The organism is Xanthomonas sp. NCPPB 1128, assembly GCF_001043115.1.
Lineage (GTDB): Bacteria > Pseudomonadota > Gammaproteobacteria > Xanthomonadales > Xanthomonadaceae > Xanthomonas_A.
Map to the genome: position 1 here is coordinate 278,163 of NZ_LFME01000001.1, position 19,080 is coordinate 297,242.

The following is a 19,080-nucleotide window of genomic DNA, read 5'->3' on the forward strand; positions in this document are numbered from 1 at the left end:
TTGCGCGTAGCAACGTCATCGCACATCGTTGTCGATGCTTCCCGCCAACATGGTGGCAGCAATCAGCTGCAGGGTGCTGATGCTCGATCATCACGCGCGCCGACTAGGTGAGGCGTTCTGTATTACTTAATACATCAGCGACTTTCGCTGCTTCTGTCGATATGCCGACATCCTGGAGGCCTGTGTAAGTCCTGGACGCTAATGCGGTGCCAAGTGCATCAGCGGATCAGCTTGGCGGGATTGGTGGGATTGGTGGGAAAGGATAGGCCGCTCCCAGAAGCTCCCCAGCCATACCGGCAGGGGAGCATGAAGGCCTGGAGCTCAGCCGCGCGCGTGGTCGCGCGCCTTGCCCACTTCGCTCTGTACCTTGCCGGCGTTCTTCTGCATCTTGCCTTCGACTTCCTTCACCTTGTTGCCGGTCACCTTGCCGGCGACTTCCTTGATGGTGCCTTTGATCTGGTTCTTGGCGCCTTCGGTGCGATTCTTGTCCATCGTTGACTCCGCAGTAGGATGCCCGCAAGTGGGCATCGCCAAACTGCGCGTCGGCCGGTAGCGCTCGAGTGAAAATCGAGCGGGTTCGCGCGCGCCATTTAGGCGGCGGATGGGTTGTGTGCCGACGCTCGAGCCATTCATCGCGCTTGTCGGTGCGCATTCCCTGCGATGCCGTACTCAGCGCCAGACGATGGGCGCGCCAGCACAGCGGTAGGATCCATTATCTTCCCCTTGGATGGACGTAGTTCGTCAGCATCGGCAGGTCGATCGTCGGCGGTTTGGGCCCGCACCGGGCGCTCAATACCAACCGAGATACAGGGTGGTCACGCCCCACGTGTCGATCAGTCCGTGCGCGAGGATCGTTGCCCACAGGTTGCGCCTGGAGCGCAGATAGGCATAGCCGAACAGCATGCCGACCATGCCGGTCAGCAGGATGCCCGAGGCGCCTTGCGCGGCGTGCATCAGGCCGAATATCACGCCACCGGCCAGTGCGGCGATCCAGCGGCTGCCGCGCAGGCGCCCCAGCAGCGCATCGAGTTGGTGCATGAGGAAGGTACGGAATACCAGTTCTTCGCCAAGCGCCGCGCTCAGCCAAGCCGCGCCGATCAAGCGGAGCGTGGCGTCGACGTTGCCCTTGAGCGCGCCATAGGCGCTGTAGTCGGTCTTGTGCCCGGTGATGGAGTCGATCAGCGGTTGCAGCACCGGCGTGATCAAGCCGACGGTCAGCAGCATCAGCAGCAGCGTCCAGCCGATCACGGACACCAGGCGGGGGCGCGCCACGCCGCAAGCTTCGCGCGAGCGCGTCTCGATCCACACCAAGGCCAGGCCGAGCAGGCCGACCACCGGCATCCGCAGCGGGAACGGCAGCCATGGAAAGGACGCCAGTGCGAGAATCGCGGCGCTCAGCGCGATGCGCAGCAGCGGGTGACGCATGAAGGAGGTGTCGGACGTGGTGTGGACGTTGCCTTGGATGGAGTGCTGCATGCCGAACCTGGGAAGAAGCGAGCACTCAGCCTAGCGAGCCTACGCCGTCGGGCACTGTGCCAAAGGCCATGCAGGCCAATGGATATCGGTGCAACACTGTGCGTCTTGGGAGCGTGCGTCTTGGGAACGCACAGATGCTCACGTGTGGCGCGTCGCCGGCAACCGGTGCCGGCGACGCCATGCAGGTGCGGACGTTGTGGTCCGCGGGCAATTCGAAAGCAGTGTGGCGCGACTATGCGTTCGGCACCTGGCACTCGAACACGCTGACGCTGCGCGGCGGCGCCAGGAACTCGCTGGCACCGGCGGGCATGCTGTCGACCTGCAGCGCGTCGTCGGTGGACAGCACCAGCTTCCAGTGCAATTGCTCTTCGGAGGACGGCAGCATGAAGCTCACGCCCTCGTGGTAGGCGTTGATGACGATCAGCAGGGTGTGGTCGCTGGCCAGCTCCTTGACCCCGGAGGTCTGTGCCTTGCCTTCCAATAGCAGGCCGACCGAGCGCGCGCCCGCGTCGGTCCAATGTGCCTCATCCATTTCGGTGCCGCCGGGGTTGAGCCAGGTGAGGTCGCGCACCCCGGCTTCTTCGTTGTACTGGCCGTTGAGGAAGCGGCCGCGGGTCAGGATGGGATAGCGACGGCGCAGCGCGCTCAGTGCCTTGACGAAGTCGGTAAGGCGGCCTTCGGTCGGGTCGCGCTCCCAATCGATCCAGGTGATCTCGTTGTCCTGGCAGTAGGTGTTGTTGTTGCCGCCCTGGGTCTGCGCGCGCTCGTCGCCGGCCAGCAGCATCGGTGTGCCCTGCGACAGCAGCAGGGTCGCCAGCAGGTTCTTCATCTGCCGCTCGCGCAGTTGCAGGATCTCGACGTCGTCGGTCTCGCCTTCGGCGCCGTAGTTGCAGGAGCTGTCATGGTCGGAGCCGTCGCGGTTGTCCTCGCCATTGGCGTCGTTGTGCTTGCCGTTGTAGCTGACCAGGTCGTGCAGGGTGAAGCCGTCGTGCGCGGTGATGAAGTTCACCGAGGCCCACGGCCGGCGCCCGCGCCGGTCGAACAGATCGGCCGAGCCGGTGAAGCGCGTGGCGAATTCGGCCAGCTTGCCCTCGTCGCCTTTCCAGAACGCGCGGGCGTTGTCGCGGAACTTGTCGTTCCACTCCGACCAGCCCGGCGGGAAGTGGCCGACCTGGTAGCCGCCCGGGCCGCAGTCCCAGGGTTCGGCGATGAGCTTGACCTGCGACAGCAGCGGATCCTGGTTGCAGGCATCGAGGAAACCGCCGCGCTGGTCGAAGCCGGTGGGCTCGCGGCCGAGGATGGTGGCCAGGTCGAAGCGGAAGCCGTCCACGTGCATCTCGCCGGCCCAGTAGCGCAGCGAGTCGTTGACGAACTGGATCACCCGCGAGTTGCTCAGGTTGAGCGTGTTGCCGGTGCCGGTGTCGTTGATGTAGTAGCGCTTGTCCTCGGCCAGGCGGTAGTAGCTGGCGTTGTCGATGCCACGGAAGGAGAGGGTGGGACCCAGTTCGCTGCCTTCGGCGGTGTGGTTGTAGACCACGTCGAGGATCACCTCCAGGCCCTGGCGGTGCAGCGCCTTGACCATGTCGCGGAACTCGTCGCGGTGGCCGCTGGCCAGGTAGCGCGACTTGATCGCGAAGAAGCCGAGCGTGTTGTAGCCCCAGTAGTTGCGCAGATCCTTGTCGAGCAGGTGCTGATCGTCGAGGTAGGCGTGCACCGGCAGCAGCTCCACCGCGCTGACGCCCAGTTCCTTGATGTAACGCAGCACCGGCTCCTGGGCCAGCCCAGCGCAGGAGCCGCGCAACTCGTCCGGCACCTGCGGGTGGCGCATGGTGTAGCCGCGCACGTGGGTCTCGTAGACCAGGGTCTCGCTCCATGGCGTCAACAGGCGCTGGTCGTCCTCCCAATCGTAGGTGTCTTCCACCACCACGCACTTGGGCATGAACGGCGCGCTGTCGCGCTCGTCGAAACTGAGGTCGCCGTCCGGATGGCCGACCGTGTAGCCGTACAGTTCGTCGGCCCAGATCAGGTCGCCCTCGAGTTCGCGCGCGTACGGATCGAGCAGCAGCTTGTTGGGATTGAAGCGGTGGCCTTCGCTGGGTTCATAGGGGCCGTACACGCGATAGCCGTAGCGCTGGCCGGGCTTCACGTCGGGCAGGTAGCCGTGCCAGATTTCGTTGGTGTATTCGGGCAGGTCCAGGCGCGTCTCGTTGCCGGCCTCGTCGAACAGGCACAGCTCCACGCGGGTGGCGTGTGCCGAGAACAGTGCGAAGTTGGTGCCCTGGCCGTCGAACACGGCGCCGCGGGGGAAGGGACGCCCTTCGCGAATGCGCGAGGGGGTGGCATAGGCGGCGCTGGTGGGGTGGCGCATCGGGCAGGCTCTCGGCCGGCACGCCGGCAGTAGGGGAGGGAGAGCGGAAGCATTGCCGCGGAGGCCGTGCAGGACGCGTTACGGGGTGCCGAGGATGGCGTGAGGATGTGGGCATCGCAGCGGATGCAGCGACCCACGCGGCGACGCCATGGCGCCGCTGCGTGGGCGGATTTCGCGAGGCCGTCGCGGCCCGGTCCAGTGGGTCCCGGGCGCGACCAGACCTGCTCAGCGCGGCAGGTCGAACAACAGGAACTCGCTGTCCTGGGCGTCGGCGAACCGCAGGCTCGCCTCGTCGATCGCCTGGGCCGCGTCGCCGGCCTGCAGGGTCTGGCCGTTGACGCTCAGCGTGCCGCGGATCACCTGCACGTAGGCGCCGCGCCCGGCCGCCAGCGGGTAGTCCAGGTGTGCGTCGCCATCAAGGATCGAGGCATAGATGCGCGCGTCCTGGTGGATGCGCACCGCGCCGTCCTCGCCCTGCGGAGCGGCGATCAGGCGCAGCTGGCCGCGCTTGCTGTCCGGGGCGAAGTGCTTCTCCTCGTAGCCCGGATCGATCCCGGCGCGCTCGGGCATCACCCAGATCTGCAGGAAGTGCACCGGCGCACTGGCGGAGTGGTTGAACTCGCTATGGGTGACGCCGGAGCCGGCGCTCATGCGCTGCACGTCGCCGTAGCGCAGCACCGAGCCGTTGCCCATGCTGTCCTTGTGCTCCAGTGCGCCCTCGACCACGTAGGACAGGATCTCCATGTCGCGATGAGCGTGGGTGCCGAAGCCCTGGCCCGGCTGCACGCGGTCTTCGTTGATCACTCGCAGCGGGCCGAAGCCCATGTGGCGCGGGTCGTGGTAGTGGCCGAAGGAGAAGGTGTGGCGCGAGGACAGCCAGCCGTGTTCGGCGCGGCCACGGGTGTTGGCGGGGCGGATCTGCAGCATGGGAGGCTCCTGGTGGCGTTGATGTGCAAGGGAATCGAAAGCGCCGGTCGCGTTGGTTTCGCGTGGGTTCCGGCTTGAAAACAAGTATCCGCGCTGTCGCCGGATTTGAAAAACGGATAGATTCGGCATCCATCATCGAAAAATTCGAATGCTCAAGCTCAGCCTCGATGCCCTGCAGATCCTCGACGCCATCGACCGTCGCGGCTCGTTTTCGGCCGCCGGCAAGGCGCTGCACAAGGTGCCGTCGACCATCTCCTACACCGTCGCCAAGCTCGAGGAGGACCTGGGCGTGCAACTGTTTGAGCGGCTGGGGCCGAAGGCGGTGCCGACCTCCGCGGGGGCCGAACTGCTGCGCGAAGGCCGCCACCTGCTGCGCGCGGCCGGCGATCTGGAACTGCGCGTGCGTCGCGTCGCCTCCGGCTGGGAGACCGAATTCGCGCTGGGCCTGGATGCGGTGTTCGCGCCCGAATGCCTGGCGCAGGACATGGCGGCGTTCTACGCGGTCGCCGACCAGACCCGGCTGCGGGTGGTGCAGGAATCGCTGTCCGGCACCTGGGAGGCGCTGCTGGACCGGCGGGTGGATCTGTTGGTCGGGGCGGCCGGCGAAGGGCCGAGCGGTGGCGGCTACGTGGCCGAGCCGCTCGGCACGCTGCCGTTCGTGTTCGCGGTCGCGCCCGGGCACCCGTTGGCGCAGGCGTCGGAACCGCTCAGCCGCAGCCAGTTGAGCGCGCATCGCGCGATCGCGGTGGCGGACTCGGCACGGCGCCTGCTCCCGCGCACGGTCGGGCTGTTGTTCGGCCAGGACGCGCTGACCGTGCCGGACATGCGCAGCAAGTATCGGCTGCAGTTGGCCGGGCTCGGCTTCGGCTTCCTGCCCGAGCCGTATGCGCGCGCGGCATTGGCGCGTGGCACCCTTGTGCGCAAGGCGGTGGAGGAGCCGAAGCCGGACGAGGTGTTCCAGCTGGCCTGGCGCAGCGGCGAGGAGGGCGCGGCGCTGGCCTGGTGGCGCGCACGCATGCGCCAGCCGGGCGTGTTCGCGGCATGGCTGGCGCAGATGGCGGTGCGGCTGGATGAGGGCGGGTGAGCTTCGTCGGCGCGCATGCGGTCAGTTCCATGGCGCGTTGAGGCCGCGTTGCGCGCCATGCTCCGGCGGACCGGCCAGGGCAAGGTGATCGCCCTGGCCCAATCAAGCGGACGCCGCTTCCCTTTGGGTTCGGCGTCCGCGTCGCCGCCTAGGCATCGCGCACTCTGCGTTGGCGCCGGTCATGGCTGCGCCCCGTAACCCGCTCCCCAGCGCAGGCGGCCAGCGCGTCTGGCCTCGGCGCGCGGCGCATGCTCCAGCGCGACGATGGATGGGTCTGTTCCGCCGGTGATGCCGTGGCGCCCGCGCACCTGGCGAATGCCGGGAGGATAATGCGCGGCATCTTCTTCTCTCCGCCCGGCAAGCCATGCAGGACCTGATTGCGCGCTACGGACTCGGGCTGGTCTTCGTCAACGTCCTGGCCTTGTCGCTGGGCCTGCCGGTGCCCGCGCTGCCCACGCTGATCCTGGTCGGCGCGACCTATGCGCTGCTCGATGGATCGGCGATGTGGAGTGCGTTGCTCGGCGCCTTGTCGGTATCGATCGCGGCCAGCCTGCTCGGTGACCTGCTGTGGTTCGGCGCCGGGCGCCGCTATGGCAATCGCACGTTGCAGTCGCTGTGCCGGCTGTCGCTGTCGCGCGACACCTGCATGAAGCGCACCGAGCGCTTCTATGCGCGCTGGGGCGTGCGCGTGCTGGCGGTGGCCAAGTTCGTGCCCGGCCTGTCGATGGTGTCGGTGCCGATGGCCGGCGCGATGCGCGTGCGCGCTGGTGCCTTCCTGCGCTACGACGCGCTGGGCGCGGCACTGTGGGCCGGTGGCGGGTTGTTGCTGGGCCTGTGCTTCGCCGACCAGGTGCAGGACCTGTTGGACTGGCTGAGCCTGCTTGGCAGGCGCGCGGCACTGCTGCTGGTCGGCCTGCTGGCGCTGTATGTCGGTTACCGCGCCTGGCGCCGGCATACGTTGCGCAAGGCGATGGAAACCCTCCGCATCGATGTCGACGAACTGCATGCGCTGCTGCAGGGCGAGACGCCGCCGCTGCTGCTGGACATTCGCGCCCCGGGTTATCGCACGCTGGAGCCGTATGCCATTCCCAGTGCGCTGGAAGTGGACGATCGCCAGGTCGATGCGCTCGTCGCCCGCTTGCCGCGCGACCGCAGGATCGTCATCTATTGCGCCTGCCCGAACGAGGTGTCGGCCGCGATACTGGCCAAGCGCCTGCGCCATCACGGCTTCGAGGACGTGCTGCCGCTGCGCGGCGGCCTGGATGCGTGGCGTGCGGCAGGCCATCCGCTGGTCGCGCTGGACGCTGCAGTTGCAGTGGCGCCGGCACCGAAGGGCAATACGATCGCGGCGTGAGTCGGCGTGGCGGAGGCGTCACGCGTGCCGATGGCGCCTACGAGGCACAGGCCGAGCGTGCGCCCCGGCTGATGCGGCGGGTGTGTTGTCCGCAGGCGCGCGGGCGTGCTGTGCACGGCGGGGCAAGTTCTGCGGTCATGCGCTTGATCCTCTTGCCTGTGCCGTCTGCGCCTCGCTGATGCGGCACCCTGCTGCAATGGGCGAGATCCACATCGCGCCGTTCACTTGCCGTTCCTTGCCTTGCGGTTGGATGCGCACATGATGAATCGACAGAACGAATGGACAGAACGACCGGCGCGGCCAACGCGTGTCGGCAGCGACGACCTCGCAGGGCGGGCGCCAAAGCGGATCCTCACCCTCATTCTTGGAGACAGCCATGCACATCGATCTATCCGGTAAAACCGCCCTCGTCACCGGCTCCACCGCCGGCATCGGTTTCGGCATCGCCAAGGGCCTGGCCGCGGCGGGTGCCGAGGTCGTGCTGAACGGTCGCGACAAGGCGCGCACCGAGGCCGCCGTTGCGGCCCTCAAGCGCGATGTCGCCGCTGCCCGCGTGCGTGCCGTCGTCGGTGATGTGGCGACCGCTGCTGGCTGCGATGCGATCGTCGCAGCGCTTCCTGCGGTCGATATCCTGGTCAACAACGCCGGCATCTTCGGGATGCAGGACTTCTTCGACACGCCCGACGCGGAGTGGGAGCGCTTCCTGGCCGTCAACGTGATGTCCGGCGTGCGCCTGTCGCGCGCGTATCTGCCGGGGATGGCGGACAAGGGCTGGGGGCGCGTGCTCTTCGTCTCGTCGGAGTCCGGACTCAACATCCCGGTCGAGATGATCCACTACGGGGTGACCAAGACGGCCGATCTTGCCCTGTCGCGCGGGCTGGCCAAGCGCATGGCCGGCACCGGCGTTACCGTGAATGCCATCCTGCCGGGGCCGACGCTGACGGAAGGCGTCGCCGCCATGCTGTCCGACCAGGTGCAACAGTCGGGCAAGCCGCTGGACGAGGTCGCCGCTGATTTCGTCAAGGCGCATCGCGCCAGCTCGATCATCCGCCGCGCCGCCACGGTGGAGGAGGTCGCCAATCTCTGCGTCTACGTCGCATCGCCGCAGGCATCCGCCACCACCGGTGCGGCACTGCGCGTCGATGGGGGCGTGGTGGACACCATCGCCTGAGCGGGCGAGGCCTCGTTGGTCGCGCAGGCTGGGCCGGCGGTGCGCATCGTCTGCCACTGCGCTCGACCTGCGCAGCGCAGCGGTGTTGCGAAAGCCTGCCCGCGCGGCGAGTGCAGCGATCGGCGCATCGCCCTGACGCGGATGCGCCGCTGGTTGCAGTGCGCGACATGCAATCGCCGCCGCGCAGGCAAAAAAAACGACAAGCACTGGCTTGTCGTTTGTGATCTGACTGGTGCGCCCGGAGAGATTCGAACTCCCGACCGCCTGGTTCGTAGCCAGGTACTCTATCCAACTGAGCTACGGGCGCGTTGTCAGGCGCGGGATTATTCACGACTTGCGGCGATTCGTCTACACCTGTGTGTCGTCGGCATGACGGTCGTGGGCGAGTGCGCCGCTGTGGGCTGCTTCGATGCGACGGGATCGCCGCGGCAGGGCAAAAAAAAACGACAAGCGGTGGCTTGTCGTTTTTCATCTGACTGGTGCGCCCGGAGAGATTCGAACTCCCGACCGCCTGGTTCGTAGCCAGGTACTCTATCCAACTGAGCTACGGGCGCGTCGTCAGGAGCGGAATTATGCGGGAGTCGATCGGGTCCGTCAATGCTCTTTCCGAAAATTTCACCGATCCCCGCGCAGCAGCGCCTCGACCACGGTCGCTGGGCGCTTCATCCAGGCGAAATGGTCGGCGGCCACGCCCAGCTGTGCGGCATCCAGGCAGCGGATTTGCGCTGCAGGCGTGGCCAGCTTGTCCAGCAAGCCGCGCAGCGAGGTCTCCGGTGCCAGCCAGTCGTCCTGCAGCACCACGCCACGCGCCGGCAGCGTGAGCTGCGCCAGTTGCCCCTCCAGGTCGATCGCCAGGCCAGCCGCGGCGTAGCGGCCACTGCGGCCCACGCGCGCCCAGTCGGCGATCAGGCCGCGCGCTTCGGTGCCGCCGAAGCCCAGGCGGCGGCCGTGCAGCACGCCTTGGCGCTGCGCCAGCCACGGCAGCAGGCGGTAGGCCAGCGGCAGCAGATAGCCGCGCGGTGCGGGAAAACGGCGCCAGTACGGCGTGCCGCTGGCGACCAGCCACAGCGCGGCGAAGGCCTGCGGCTGCAGGCTGGCGTAGCAGCAGGCGAGCTGTCCGCCGAGGCTGTGGCCGCCGACGACCAGCGGCGCCGCGATCCCGCACCCGGCGATCGCCGCCTGGCTGGCGGGCAAATCCAGTTGCAGCAGGGCGCGATAGCCCCAGTCGCACTGCCGCGACGGCCGCAGCGTGCTGCTGCCGTTGCCGCGCCATTCGTGCAGGAGCACCGCGACGCCGTGCGCGGCCAGCGCTTCGGCGAACGGCAGGTAATGGCGCGCGGCCACGCCCAGCGCCGGCAGCCACAGCAGCGCCTGCCGCGGCGCGTCGGGAATGCGCGCCAGCAAGGTCCAGCGATGGCCGTCGGCCGCGGCGACGGGCAGGGCGTGCTCGGCGATCGCCGCGCCGAGGGGGGCTGCGCTCATGGGCCGCGTGCCGCGCCGAAATGGTCCAGCACTGCCACGTCGCTGCGGCCGGGCCGGTAGCTGCCGCGCAAGGCGCGCGCGACGTAGTCGATCGCCGCCTCGCAGGCGGCGGGCAGGGTCAGGCCCTGGCACAACTGCGCGGCGATCGCCGCGGCCAGGGTGCAGCCGGTGCCGTGCGCATCCAGTGGCAGCCGCGCATGGCTGAATTCGCTGCGGCTGACGCCGTCGTCGTAGCGGTCGATCACCCGCTGGCCTTCCTGCAGGTGGCCGCCCTTGAGCAGCACCGCCTGCGCACCGGCCTCGAGCAGCGCTGCAGTGGCGTGCTCGGCGTCGTCGGCGGTGTCGATCGGGCGGCCGAGCAGCAACTGCGCTTCCGGCACGTTCGGCGTCACCAGCGTCGCCAACGGCAACAGGCGGCCGCGCAGTGCGTCCAGGGCGTCGTCCTGCAGCAGCTTGGCGCCGCTGGTGGCGACCATCACCGGGTCCAGCACCACCCAGGGCGGGCGATATTCTTCCAGTGCATCGGCGACCAGGTGGATCACCTCGGCGTTGGCGAGCATGCCGAGCTTGACCGCGGCGATGTCGAAGTCGGCGAAGCAGGCGTCGATCTGCGCGCGCAGGAACGACAGTGGCGGCACGTGTACCGCGGTGACGCCGCGGGTGTGCTGCGCGGTCAGCGCGGCCGCGGCAGCCAGCCCATGCACGCGGTGCGCGGCGAAGGTCTTGAGATCGGCCTGGAGGCCGGCACCGCCGCCGGAATCGGTGCCGGCGATGCTCAGTGCGGAGACGACGGTGGGTGCGCTCATGCGCCGATTGTGCAGCGCCGGCGCGGGTTCTGCACTCGCGGCTGTGCGGTGAAGGTCAGCGCCGACAGGTAGGGGCAGTCACCGCATGCCGTGGGTGCGCGTGGCGGGTAGCAAGCATCGGTCAGGGCGGCGCTGGCGAGCGGCACCGCAGGCGTTGGCGCTGATCGCGCGTGATGCGCGGGAGTGCGTGCGTTTGCATGTTGCAACTGCTGCTACGTCGGGACTGCGCGGCGCCGATGCGTCACCTTCAACTGAGCCCTTAGCGCTCGCGGCGGCGGTAGTGCGCCTGCAGCGCGTACAGAATGCCGACCGTGCCGGTCAGCAGGGCGGGGCCGAGCAGGGCGTCGAAGCCGACACGGCGGTAGGCCCAGGCGCCGAGCACGCCGCCGCACAGGAAGCCGCCGATGATCAGCAGGCTCAGGCGGATGCGCCGGCGCGGCAGCGGCAGGCCGCGCATCGCCTGGCCCAGGCCGATGCCCAGGTCGGTGAACATGCCGGTCAGGTGGGTGGTGCGCACCACCGCGCCGCTGTAGATGGTGGTGGTGGCGTTCTGCAGGCCGCAGGCGATCGCGGCGAGCACGGCGCCGGCGAGTTGCTGCTGCTTGAACGCCTGCATCGCCGCCAGCAGCAGCAGCGCTTCCAGCGCCAGCGCCACGCCGTAGCTGCGTCCCAGGCGCAGGCGGCTGTCCTGCACGATGAAGCCGCCGAGCATCGATCCGCCGAGGAAGGCCAGGACCACGCCGGCCAGTTGTGCGATCGCGCGAGCGTCGCCATCGGCCAGCGCCGCGCCGAGCAGGGTGGTGGTGCCGGTGAGATGGGTGACCGCCTGGTGTTCGAAGCCCAGATAGCCGACCACGTTGACCATGCCGGCGACCGCGGCCAGCGCGCCGGCGAAGGCCCAGGCCCAGCGTGGCAGTTCCAGGTTCATGCCGCGCGCAGTGCAGCCGCGGCGCGACGGCCGCGGTGTGGGGCGGCGTCAGCGCTCCGCCGCTGGCGCCTGCCTGCCACCATCTCAGCGTGCGCCGTTGACCGCGATCTCGGAGAAGCTGGCGCTGGCCGGGTCGTAGACCGCGCCCCAGAAGCGGCTGCCGCCGCCGCAGACACCGACCGCGTCGACGGTGGGGTCGCGCTCGCTGGTGTCATCCGGCGCGAAGGCGTTGACGTAGATCGCTTGCTTGCCGCGGTACAGGATGCCGACGTACTGGCGATCGGACGCGGTGGGATCGGCGATCTGCGGCTGCAGTTGCGCCAGGTGCGCCTCCAGTTGCGCGATCTGCTCCGGGGTCGGGATCCAGTAGCCGGTGACGTCGCCGTCGTGGCGCGCGGGGCTGTCGCGCGAGCAGGTGGCGAGCACCTGCGCCGCGGTGCTGTTGCGGGTGACGATCCACGACTGCCCGGCCTTGACCGCGGTCGGCACCATGGCCGGCCCGCGCGCGGTGGCACAGGCGCCGAGCAGGGCCATGGCCAGCGCCGCGCCGGCCAGGCGCACGCCGGCCGCCGCGTTCACAGGACCTCCGAGGCGTAGTCGGCCAGGCGCGAACGCTCGCCGCGGCGCAGGGTGATGTGCGCGCTGTGCGGCCAGGCCTTGAAACGGTCCACCGCATAGGTCAGGCCGGAGGTGGTCTCGGTCAGGTACGGCGTGTCGATCTGTTCGACGTTGCCCAGGCACACGATCTTGGTGCCGGGGCCGGCACGGGTGATCAGCGTCTTCATCTGCTTGGGGGTCAGGTTCTGCGCTTCGTCCAGGATCAGGTAGCGCGACAGGAAGGTGCGCCCGCGCATGAAGTTCATCGAGCGGATCTTGATGCGGCTGGCGAGCAGGTCGTTGGTGGCCTGGCGGCCCCAGGTGCCGCCTTCCTGGGTGTGGGTGAGCACTTCCAGGTTGTCGGTGAGCGCGCCCATCCACGGCGTCATCTTCTCTTCCTCGGTGCCGGGCAGGAAGCCGATGTCCTCGCCGACGCTGACCGTGGCGCGGGTCATGATGATCTCGCGGTAGCGCTGCTGGTCCATGGTCTGCGCCAGGCCCGCGGCCAGCGCCAGCAAGGTCTTGCCGGTGCCGGCGGTGCCGAGCAGGGTGACGAAGTCGATTTCCGGGTCCATCAGCGCGTTGAGCGCGAAATTCTGCTCGCGGTTGCGCGCGGCGATGCCCCACACCGCGTGCTGGCCGCTGCGGAAGTCGTCGACCAGCGCCAACGTCGCCTTGCGCTCGGCGTTGACCTTGACCACGCGCAGTTCCACTTCGTCCTCGCCGGGCAGGTACAGGTACTGGTTCGGGTACCAGTCCTCGTCGGCGGCCAGGGCGATCTCGTAGCAGGTGCGGCCCTTGTCGCTCCAGCTGCGCAGGTCCTGGTTGTGCTTCTGCCAGAAATCCTCCGGCAGCTCGATCGCGCCGGTGTAGAGCAGGCTGAAATCGTCGAGCGCGCGGTCGTTCTCGTAGTCCTCGGCGACCAGGCCGCTGATCGCCGCCTTGATGCGCAGGTTGATGTCCTTGGACACCAGGATCACCGGGGTTTCCGGGTGCTCCTCGCGCAGCGCCAGCACCGCGGCCAGGATCTTGTTGTCCGGGGCGACGCTGCCGAAGCTGCGCCCCGGCTCGACCGGGCGGATCTGGAAGTACAGCCGGCCGATGCTGCCGGTGCTCTTGAGCTGGATGCCCTGCGGGTGGCTGAGCGGGATGCCGGATTCGATCTGCTCGGCGCCGGCGCCCTCGATCAGCTCGTTGAGGAAACGACTGACCTGGCGCGCGTTGCGGCTGACTTCGGACATGCCCTTCTTGGCATTGTCCAGTTCCTCGATCACCTGCATCGGCAGGAACACATCGTGTTCCTCGAACTTGAACAGCGCGGTCGGATCGTGCATCAGCACGTTGGTATCCAGCACGTAGATGCGCTTGCCTCGGGTCATCATGGATTCCTGGAAGAGGGGCAGGGACGAGCCATCGCTGCCTGCAGGGCAGGGCGATGCGGGGTGCGGGAAACGGCGGTGGTCACTGCTGGGCGGCGGCCTGCAGCGCGTCGAGCACGGCCTGGGCGTGGCCGGGAACCTTGACCTTGCGCCAGCTGCGGACCAGCTGGCCGGTGGGCGAGAGCAGGAAGGTGCTGCGCTCGATGCCCAGCACCTGGCGGCCGTACATGTTCTTTTCCTTTATCACGTCGAAGGCGCGGCACAGCGCCTCGTCGGCATCGCTGATCAGCGGGAAGCGGAAGCCCTGCTTGGCGCAGAAGTTGTCGTGCGACTTCACCGAGTCGCGCGACACGCCCAGCACGGTGGCGCCGGCCTGTTCGAACTGCGGCAGCAGCGCGTTGAACTCGATGCCCTCGGTGGTGCAGCCGGGCGTGCTGTCCTTCGGGTAGAAATACAGCACCAGCCAGCGGCCGGCGTAATCGCCGAGCGTGGCGCTGGCGCCGCCGGACAGCGCCAGCGGCAAGGCCAGCGTGCTGCGGTCCAGGGTGTCGCCGTCCTTCATGGGGTGTCCTCCGCGTGCATCGCCATCATCCGCGTTCGATTGCGTCGGTGTCCAGCGCGGCGCACTCAGAACTTCATCGGGTCCATGATCGCGTCCAGGTTGAGGTGGTCGCAGAACTCGAGGAAGTCGTCGCGCAGGGCGGCGATGTGCATGTTCGCCGGCACCCCGATCGTCACCTGCGCCGAGAACATCTCCGCGCCGGTCTGCATGGCGCGGTAGCGCGTGCTCTGCAGGTTCTCGATGGTGATGCCCTGGCGGTCGAAGAAGTCGGCCAACTGGAACAGGATGCCCGGTTTGTCGGCGGCGATGACTTCGACGATGTACGGCAGCAGGTTCGACTGCGCCTGCTTGGCGCCGGTGCGGTACCACACCAGCTTCATGCCTTCCTCGCGGTCGAGGCGGGTCAGCATGGCTTCGAGCTTGGCCACCGAGTCCCACGAGCCGGTCGCCAGTGCGGTCACCGACACGTCGCGGCCGACCGTGGCCAGGCGCGCATCGACGAGATTGCAGCCGCTGTCGGCGATGCGACGCGTCACCGGCAACAAGGGCGACTCCGGATGCGTCGTGTAGGCGTTGATCAGGAGGTGGTTTTCGGTCGGCGCGGGCCGGGGCGTGGTGTCGGTCAAAGGGGCTTCCGGCATTGCGTAAGGCTGAACGGCATCCGGGCGGTCGCCCGGCATGGTGTGCAGCATACTTGCCCGCGCTTTCGGGCCGCAAGTAACATGCGGGGCGACCTTGCCCCGCGTGCGGGGCCGATCCGTCCGCGCAACCTGCGCGGCCCTCCTCTCCCAGCGAGCACCCGGCATCTTGTCCCTCTCCGGCATCATCACCGCCCTGGCCACGCCCTTCCAGGGCAATGGCGACCTCGACCTCGACGCCTGGCAGCGGCTGCTCAAACGCCAGCTCGACGGCGGCGTGCAGGGGCTGGTGGTGGCGGGATCGACCGGCGAGGCCGCGACGCTGCTGGACGAGGAATACGACCGGATCCTGCGCGAGGCGGTGCAGACGATCGGTGGCCGCGTGCCGGTGCTGGCCGGGACCGGCCTGTCCGGCACCGCCAAGACCGTGGCCCTGACCCGCCGCGCCGCCGCCAACGGCGCGCAGTACGCACTGGTGGTGACGCCGCCGTACGTGCGTCCGACCCAGGCCGGGCTGATCGCGCATTACACCCAGGTCGCCGAACACGGCGGCCTGCCGGTGGTGCTGTACAACGTGCCCGGCCGCACCGGCTGCGACCTGCTGCCGGAGACCGTGGCGCAGCTGGCGCAGCATCCGAACATCGTCGGCATCAAGGACGCCAGCAGCGACCCGCAGCGCATCGCCGCGCTCGCCGCTCTGCGCAGCGACGATTTCGCGGTGTTCAGCGGCGACGACGGCAGCGCCGCGCAGGCGATGCTGGCCGGCTTCGATGGGCTGATCTCGGTCGCCTCCAATGCCTTGCCGCGCGCCTACCGGCGCCTGTGCGATCTGGCGCGCGCGCGCCACGCCGAACCCGCGCAGGCCTGGGACGCGCGGCTGCAGCCGTTCCATGCGTTCTGCGGCATCGAATCCAACCCGATCCCGGTCAAGGCGCTGCTGCAGCGCGCCGGGATCGGCCAGGGCCTGCGGCTGCCGCTGTTGCCGCTGTCCGCGGCGCACCACGCCACGGCCGACCGACTTGCCGCCGACGCTGCCGCGTTGGAAGACCTATCCAGCCGTGAAACGCTCGCGGCCTGACTCCAGGAGATTGATTGATGCGTGCTTCCGTTCCCTACGTCCGCGTGCTGTCGGCCGCCGTCCTGGCGACCACCCTGGTCGCGGCCACCAGCGGTTGCAGCTGGTTCCACAAGGGCAAGCCGCGCGGCGACTATGCGCTGGCGCCCGACATGCGCCCGCTGGAAGTGCCGCCGGATCTGACCTCGCCCGACACCTCGGCGGCGATGAAGGTGCCGGCGCTGGCCTCGGCGCAGCGGCCTGCGGCCCCGGCCGGCCAGGCCCCGGCGGCGTCGAACAGCGGCTTCGTGGTGCCGGGTGCGCGCGACCAGGTGTTCGGCCAGGTCGGCGACGCGCTGGGTGGCATCGAAGGCGTCACCATCGCCAGCCGCGCGCAGCTGCTGGGCTCCTACGACGTGGCCTACGAAGGCAGCAACTTCCTGGTCCGGGTGGTGGCGGTGGATGCCGGCGTGTACGTCTCGGCGGTGGACCCGCGCGGCCTGCCGGCCACCGGCGAAGCGCCGGTCAAGCTGATCGCCGCGCTGAAGGCCAAGCTGGGTCATTGAGCCGGTGCGGGTCCGGCGCGTGCGCCGGAGCTGTTGCAGGACGCGAAACGGGCGCCGCAGTGCGCCCGTTTTCGTTCGGCTAGAAAGCTGCGCGGTTTCTTTGTGGATGCAAGGAGCGGCTTTGGCCGCGATGGGCTTTACCGGGATATCCCTCGCGGCTGATCAAGAACGTTGACAGAGCCGTTCCCTGCGTCAGCGCGATGCTGCGCGCCGTACCCTCACCCCAACCCCTCTCCCGAGGGGAGAGGGCTTCGGCTTCTTCTTCCTTCTCCCCTCGGGAGAAGGTGCCCCGAAGGGGCGGATGAGGGTACGGGCGAAGCCTCACGTCCTACCAGGGTGTGACCACGTGTCCGGTTGCACTGAGGCAACGCGAGTTGTTGGAGGCGCCCTGAAGCCGCCGCTTGTATCGACTGTTTGGCGGGCGGCGCCTGGGCGGAATCCGCGGCGGATTACTTCTGCAGCAACGGCAACTTGTTCGGCTTGCCGTCCCACTCGGCGGCATCGGGCAGCGGTTCCTGGCGCGTGGTGAGCACCGGCCAGGCCTTGGCCAGTTCCGCGTTGAGCGCGACGAAGCCTTCCTGGCCGGCCGGCACGTCGTCTTCGGGGTAGATGGCGTTGGCCGGGCATTCCGGCTCGCACAGGGTGCAGTCGATGCACTCGTCCGGATCGATCACCAGGAAGTTCGGGCCGGCGTGGAAGCAATCCACGGGGCACACTTCCACGCAGTCGGTGTATTTGCACTTGATGCAGTTTTCGGTGACGACGAAAGGCATGGCTCGGTCCGGCGATTAACCCGGTGATTCTAATGCAAAGCGGCGGTCGCCGCCGTGTGTGCGGGCCGGCCGGACGGCGGGGCGCGGCGTGCGGCTCAGCCGGCGAGGCCGCCGTGCTGCTGCGCCAGCCGATACAGGCCGCGCGCGGCCAGATCTTCCGGATGGGTGCGCACGGCGCTGCCGAGCGCGGCGAGCGCATGCGCATAGCGCGCCAGCAGGCCACTGCCGCCGACCAGGTGCACCACCGGCGGCAAGGCGGGGCGCCCGCGCAGTTCGTGGCCGATCAGCAGGCCGGACAGATACGACGGCGCCGCGGCCGCGCTCAGGCGTTCGAACAGGCCCAGGCTGCGCACGCCGAACAGATGATGCAGCAGGCCGCCGTCGTCGCCGCTGCGCTGCACGCCGGCATCGAATGCGGCCGCATCGAAGGCGCCGTCGTCGGCGTCCATCAACCGCGCCAGCAGGCTGTGCGTGCGCAGCAGCGCATACAGCTCGCCGGTCATCATCGTCGCCACCGAGACAATGCGCCCATGCTGCAGCGTCACCCACTTGCTGTGGGTGCCGGGCAGGCAGACGTGGTGGGATTCAGCGGCTGGCGATTCGGCCGCAAGCACCGCGAGCAGGCCGATCAGCTGGGTCTCCTCGCCGCGCATCACGTCCGGCACGGCGTCGGCGTCGCTGGCCACGCCGGGTACGAACCACAGCGTGCGGCCGGGCAGGGCCGGATCCTGCAGTGGCTGCATCGCCGCGGCCAGCGCGGCGGCGTCGGCCGGGCAGGGCGCATACGGCAGTTCGATCCAGCCGTTGCGGCTGCCGATCATCCCGCACAGGACAACGTCGCCGTCCCAGCCGTCGATCAAGCTGGCCAGGGTCGCGGCGAAGCGGCCCTGGCAGGCGGCGATGCCCTGGTCGCTGCGACGCTGTTCGAGAATGCCGCCATCGGCGGCGAGCCGATAGCCGCGCAGGCTGCTGGTGCCCCAATCGACGACGATCATGCGCTGGCGATGCGTCCTTCGGGCAGGCCGGCGATGCCGACTGCGGCGACGTACACGCCGCCTGCCTGCGGCGTGCGCGCCAGTTCGTCTTCGCTGTGATCCTGCCGCGACGTGCTCAGGAACAGGGTGCCGCCGTCGGCGCCGCCGAGGGCGGGGCAGGTGGGATGCTTGACCGGCAGGGCGACGCGGCGCTCGACGCTGCCGTCGGGGCGGTAGCGCACCACCTGCCAGGCGCGCCATTGCGCGTTCCACAGGTGGCCTTCGGCGTCGACGATGGCGCCGTCCGGCTCGGCACCGGCATGGTCCAGTTCGGCGAACACGCGGCTGTTGGCGGTGTGCGCGGTGTCCGGGTCGTAGTCGCAGCACAGGATGCGCGGCTGCACCGAATCGCAGTAGTACAGGGTGCGGCCGTCGGCGCTGAAGCAGATCGCGTTGGGAATGGCCACGCCCGGCAGCGGCAGGCGGCGCAGGCCGTGGCGCGCGGACCATTGGTAGAAGCTGCCGACCGGCGCCTGGTCGTCGCGTTCGCTCATGGTGCCGAACACGAAGTTGCCGTGGCGGTCGGCGCGGCCGTCGTTGCTGCGGGTGTCGTCGCGCTCCGGTTCCACGTCCGCCAGGTGCTGCAGCGGCAGCGCGCTGTCGCCTTCGGCGGCGGCATCCGGATCGGCGGCGTACACGCCCTTGGCCAGTACCAGCAGCAGGCGGCCGTCGTCGAACAGGCCCAGGCAGCCCGGGCGATCGGGCAGGTCCCAGTATCGGGTGGCATCGCTGGCCGGATCGTGGCGCCACAGGCGGCGGCCGCTGATGTCGACCCAGAACAGCACGCCGCGGCGCTCGCACCACAGCATGCCTTCGCCATGCGCACAGCGGCTGTCCACCGCCAGCGTGGCGGTGTGGCGGGGCGGAGTGGCAACGTTCAT

Annotated in this window: 19 protein-coding genes and 2 tRNA genes; 5 read left to right on the forward strand and 16 right to left on the reverse strand. The window is 69.1% G+C overall.

All coding sequences use genetic code 11. The features are described from left to right. Positions 1-321 precede the first annotated feature (321 nt). From ACP93_RS20960 to ACP93_RS01115, 4 genes are all read right to left on the reverse strand, one after another. Positions 322-492, reverse strand: a complete 171-nt coding sequence (locus ACP93_RS20960; protein ID WP_082143334.1) for a CsbD family protein — start codon at positions 490-492, stop codon at positions 322-324. Between the two features lie 297 nt (positions 493-789). Beyond that, positions 790-1,341, reverse strand: coding sequence for a CPBP family intramembrane glutamic endopeptidase (locus ACP93_RS01105; RefSeq protein ID WP_048489147.1), 552 nt, complete (start codon positions 1,339-1,341; stop codon positions 790-792). 367 nt (positions 1,342-1,708) lie between these two features. Then, entirely contained in the window at positions 1,709-3,844 is a 2,136-nt protein-coding gene (gene glgX, locus ACP93_RS01110) for a glycogen debranching protein GlgX (RefSeq protein WP_048489014.1), read from the reverse strand. A 225-nt stretch (positions 3,845-4,069) separates the two neighbouring features. Next, positions 4,070-4,771, reverse strand: a complete 702-nt coding sequence (locus ACP93_RS01115; RefSeq protein WP_048489015.1) for a pirin family protein — start codon at positions 4,769-4,771, stop codon at positions 4,070-4,072. A gap of 148 nt (positions 4,772-4,919) precedes the next feature. Here ACP93_RS01115 and ACP93_RS01120 point away from each other — a divergent pair, with 148 nt between their 5' ends. The 3 genes from ACP93_RS01120 (at position 4,920) to ACP93_RS01130 (ending at position 8,380) form a co-directional block, all read left to right on the forward strand. Next, positions 4,920-5,855 carry a LysR substrate-binding domain-containing protein gene (locus tag ACP93_RS01120; RefSeq protein ID WP_048489016.1) on the forward strand — a complete coding sequence of 312 codons (936 nt, stop codon included), beginning with the start codon at positions 4,920-4,922 and terminating at the stop codon, positions 5,853-5,855. Between the two features lie 364 nt (positions 5,856-6,219). Next, positions 6,220-7,209: a DedA family protein/thiosulfate sulfurtransferase GlpE gene (locus ACP93_RS01125; protein WP_048489017.1), complete on the forward strand. Its 990-nt coding sequence runs from the start codon at positions 6,220-6,222 to the stop codon at positions 7,207-7,209. Between the two features lie 376 nt (positions 7,210-7,585). Further along, positions 7,586-8,380 (forward strand): SDR family NAD(P)-dependent oxidoreductase, encoded by a 795-nt coding sequence (locus ACP93_RS01130; protein WP_048489018.1) that lies wholly within the window; start codon positions 7,586-7,588, stop codon positions 8,378-8,380. A 230-nt stretch (positions 8,381-8,610) separates the two neighbouring features. On the opposite strand, the gene ACP93_RS01135 is transcribed toward ACP93_RS01130, so the two are convergent. From ACP93_RS01135 to ACP93_RS01175, 9 genes are all read right to left on the reverse strand, one after another. Further along, a tRNA-Arg gene (locus tag ACP93_RS01135) sits at positions 8,611-8,687 on the reverse strand. A gap of 170 nt (positions 8,688-8,857) precedes the next feature. After that, positions 8,858-8,934 (reverse strand) — tRNA-Arg (locus ACP93_RS01140). 61 nt (positions 8,935-8,995) lie between these two features. Then, positions 8,996-9,862, reverse strand: coding sequence for an alpha/beta hydrolase family protein (locus ACP93_RS01145; protein ID WP_048489019.1), 867 nt, complete (start codon positions 9,860-9,862; stop codon positions 8,996-8,998). Beyond that, positions 9,859-10,668 carry a bifunctional hydroxymethylpyrimidine kinase/phosphomethylpyrimidine kinase gene (thiD, locus tag ACP93_RS01150; RefSeq protein ID WP_048489020.1) on the reverse strand — a complete coding sequence of 270 codons (810 nt, stop codon included), beginning with the start codon at positions 10,666-10,668 and terminating at the stop codon, positions 9,859-9,861. The genes ACP93_RS01145 and thiD overlap by 4 nt, the downstream gene beginning before the upstream one ends. Positions 10,669-10,927: 259 nt before the next feature. Then, complete coding sequence (locus ACP93_RS01155) at positions 10,928-11,596, reverse strand: YoaK family protein (RefSeq protein ID WP_048489021.1); 669 nt, start codon at positions 11,594-11,596, stop codon at positions 10,928-10,930. Between the two features lie 84 nt (positions 11,597-11,680). Then, positions 11,681-12,130: a hypothetical protein gene (locus ACP93_RS01160; RefSeq protein ID WP_204243622.1), complete on the reverse strand. Its 450-nt coding sequence runs from the start codon at positions 12,128-12,130 to the stop codon at positions 11,681-11,683. 41 nt (positions 12,131-12,171) lie between these two features. Next, entirely contained in the window at positions 12,172-13,572 is a 1,401-nt protein-coding gene (locus tag ACP93_RS01165) for a PhoH family protein (RefSeq protein WP_048489023.1), read from the reverse strand. An 82-nt stretch (positions 13,573-13,654) separates the two neighbouring features. Beyond that, on the reverse strand, positions 13,655-14,134 hold the full coding sequence (locus tag ACP93_RS01170; protein WP_048489024.1) for a peroxiredoxin: 480 nt from the start codon (positions 14,132-14,134) through the stop codon (positions 13,655-13,657). A gap of 65 nt (positions 14,135-14,199) precedes the next feature. Then, positions 14,200-14,775, reverse strand: coding sequence for a glycine cleavage system transcriptional repressor (locus tag ACP93_RS01175; RefSeq protein WP_087943489.1), 576 nt, complete (start codon positions 14,773-14,775; stop codon positions 14,200-14,202). Between the two features lie 166 nt (positions 14,776-14,941). Between ACP93_RS01175 and dapA the strand changes: the two genes are divergently transcribed. Both dapA and ACP93_RS01185 read left to right on the forward strand, forming a co-directional pair. Then, positions 14,942-15,850, forward strand: coding sequence for a 4-hydroxy-tetrahydrodipicolinate synthase (dapA, locus tag ACP93_RS01180; RefSeq protein ID WP_048489025.1), 909 nt, complete (start codon positions 14,942-14,944; stop codon positions 15,848-15,850). A 17-nt stretch (positions 15,851-15,867) separates the two neighbouring features. Next, positions 15,868-16,392: a hypothetical protein gene (locus ACP93_RS01185; RefSeq protein WP_048489026.1), complete on the forward strand. Its 525-nt coding sequence runs from the start codon at positions 15,868-15,870 to the stop codon at positions 16,390-16,392. 449 nt (positions 16,393-16,841) lie between these two features. Here the strand turns inward: ACP93_RS01185 and fdxA are convergent, their stop codons facing one another. From fdxA to ACP93_RS01200, 3 genes are all read right to left on the reverse strand, one after another. Then, positions 16,842-17,165, reverse strand: coding sequence for a ferredoxin FdxA (fdxA, locus tag ACP93_RS01190; protein ID WP_017909525.1), 324 nt, complete (start codon positions 17,163-17,165; stop codon positions 16,842-16,844). 95 nt (positions 17,166-17,260) lie between these two features. After that, positions 17,261-18,160: a 2-dehydro-3-deoxygalactonokinase gene (locus ACP93_RS01195; protein WP_048489027.1), complete on the reverse strand. Its 900-nt coding sequence runs from the start codon at positions 18,158-18,160 to the stop codon at positions 17,261-17,263. Then, on the reverse strand, positions 18,157-19,080 hold the full coding sequence (locus ACP93_RS01200; RefSeq protein WP_048489028.1) for an SMP-30/gluconolactonase/LRE family protein: 924 nt from the start codon (positions 19,078-19,080) through the stop codon (positions 18,157-18,159). The genes ACP93_RS01195 and ACP93_RS01200 overlap by 4 nt, the downstream gene beginning before the upstream one ends.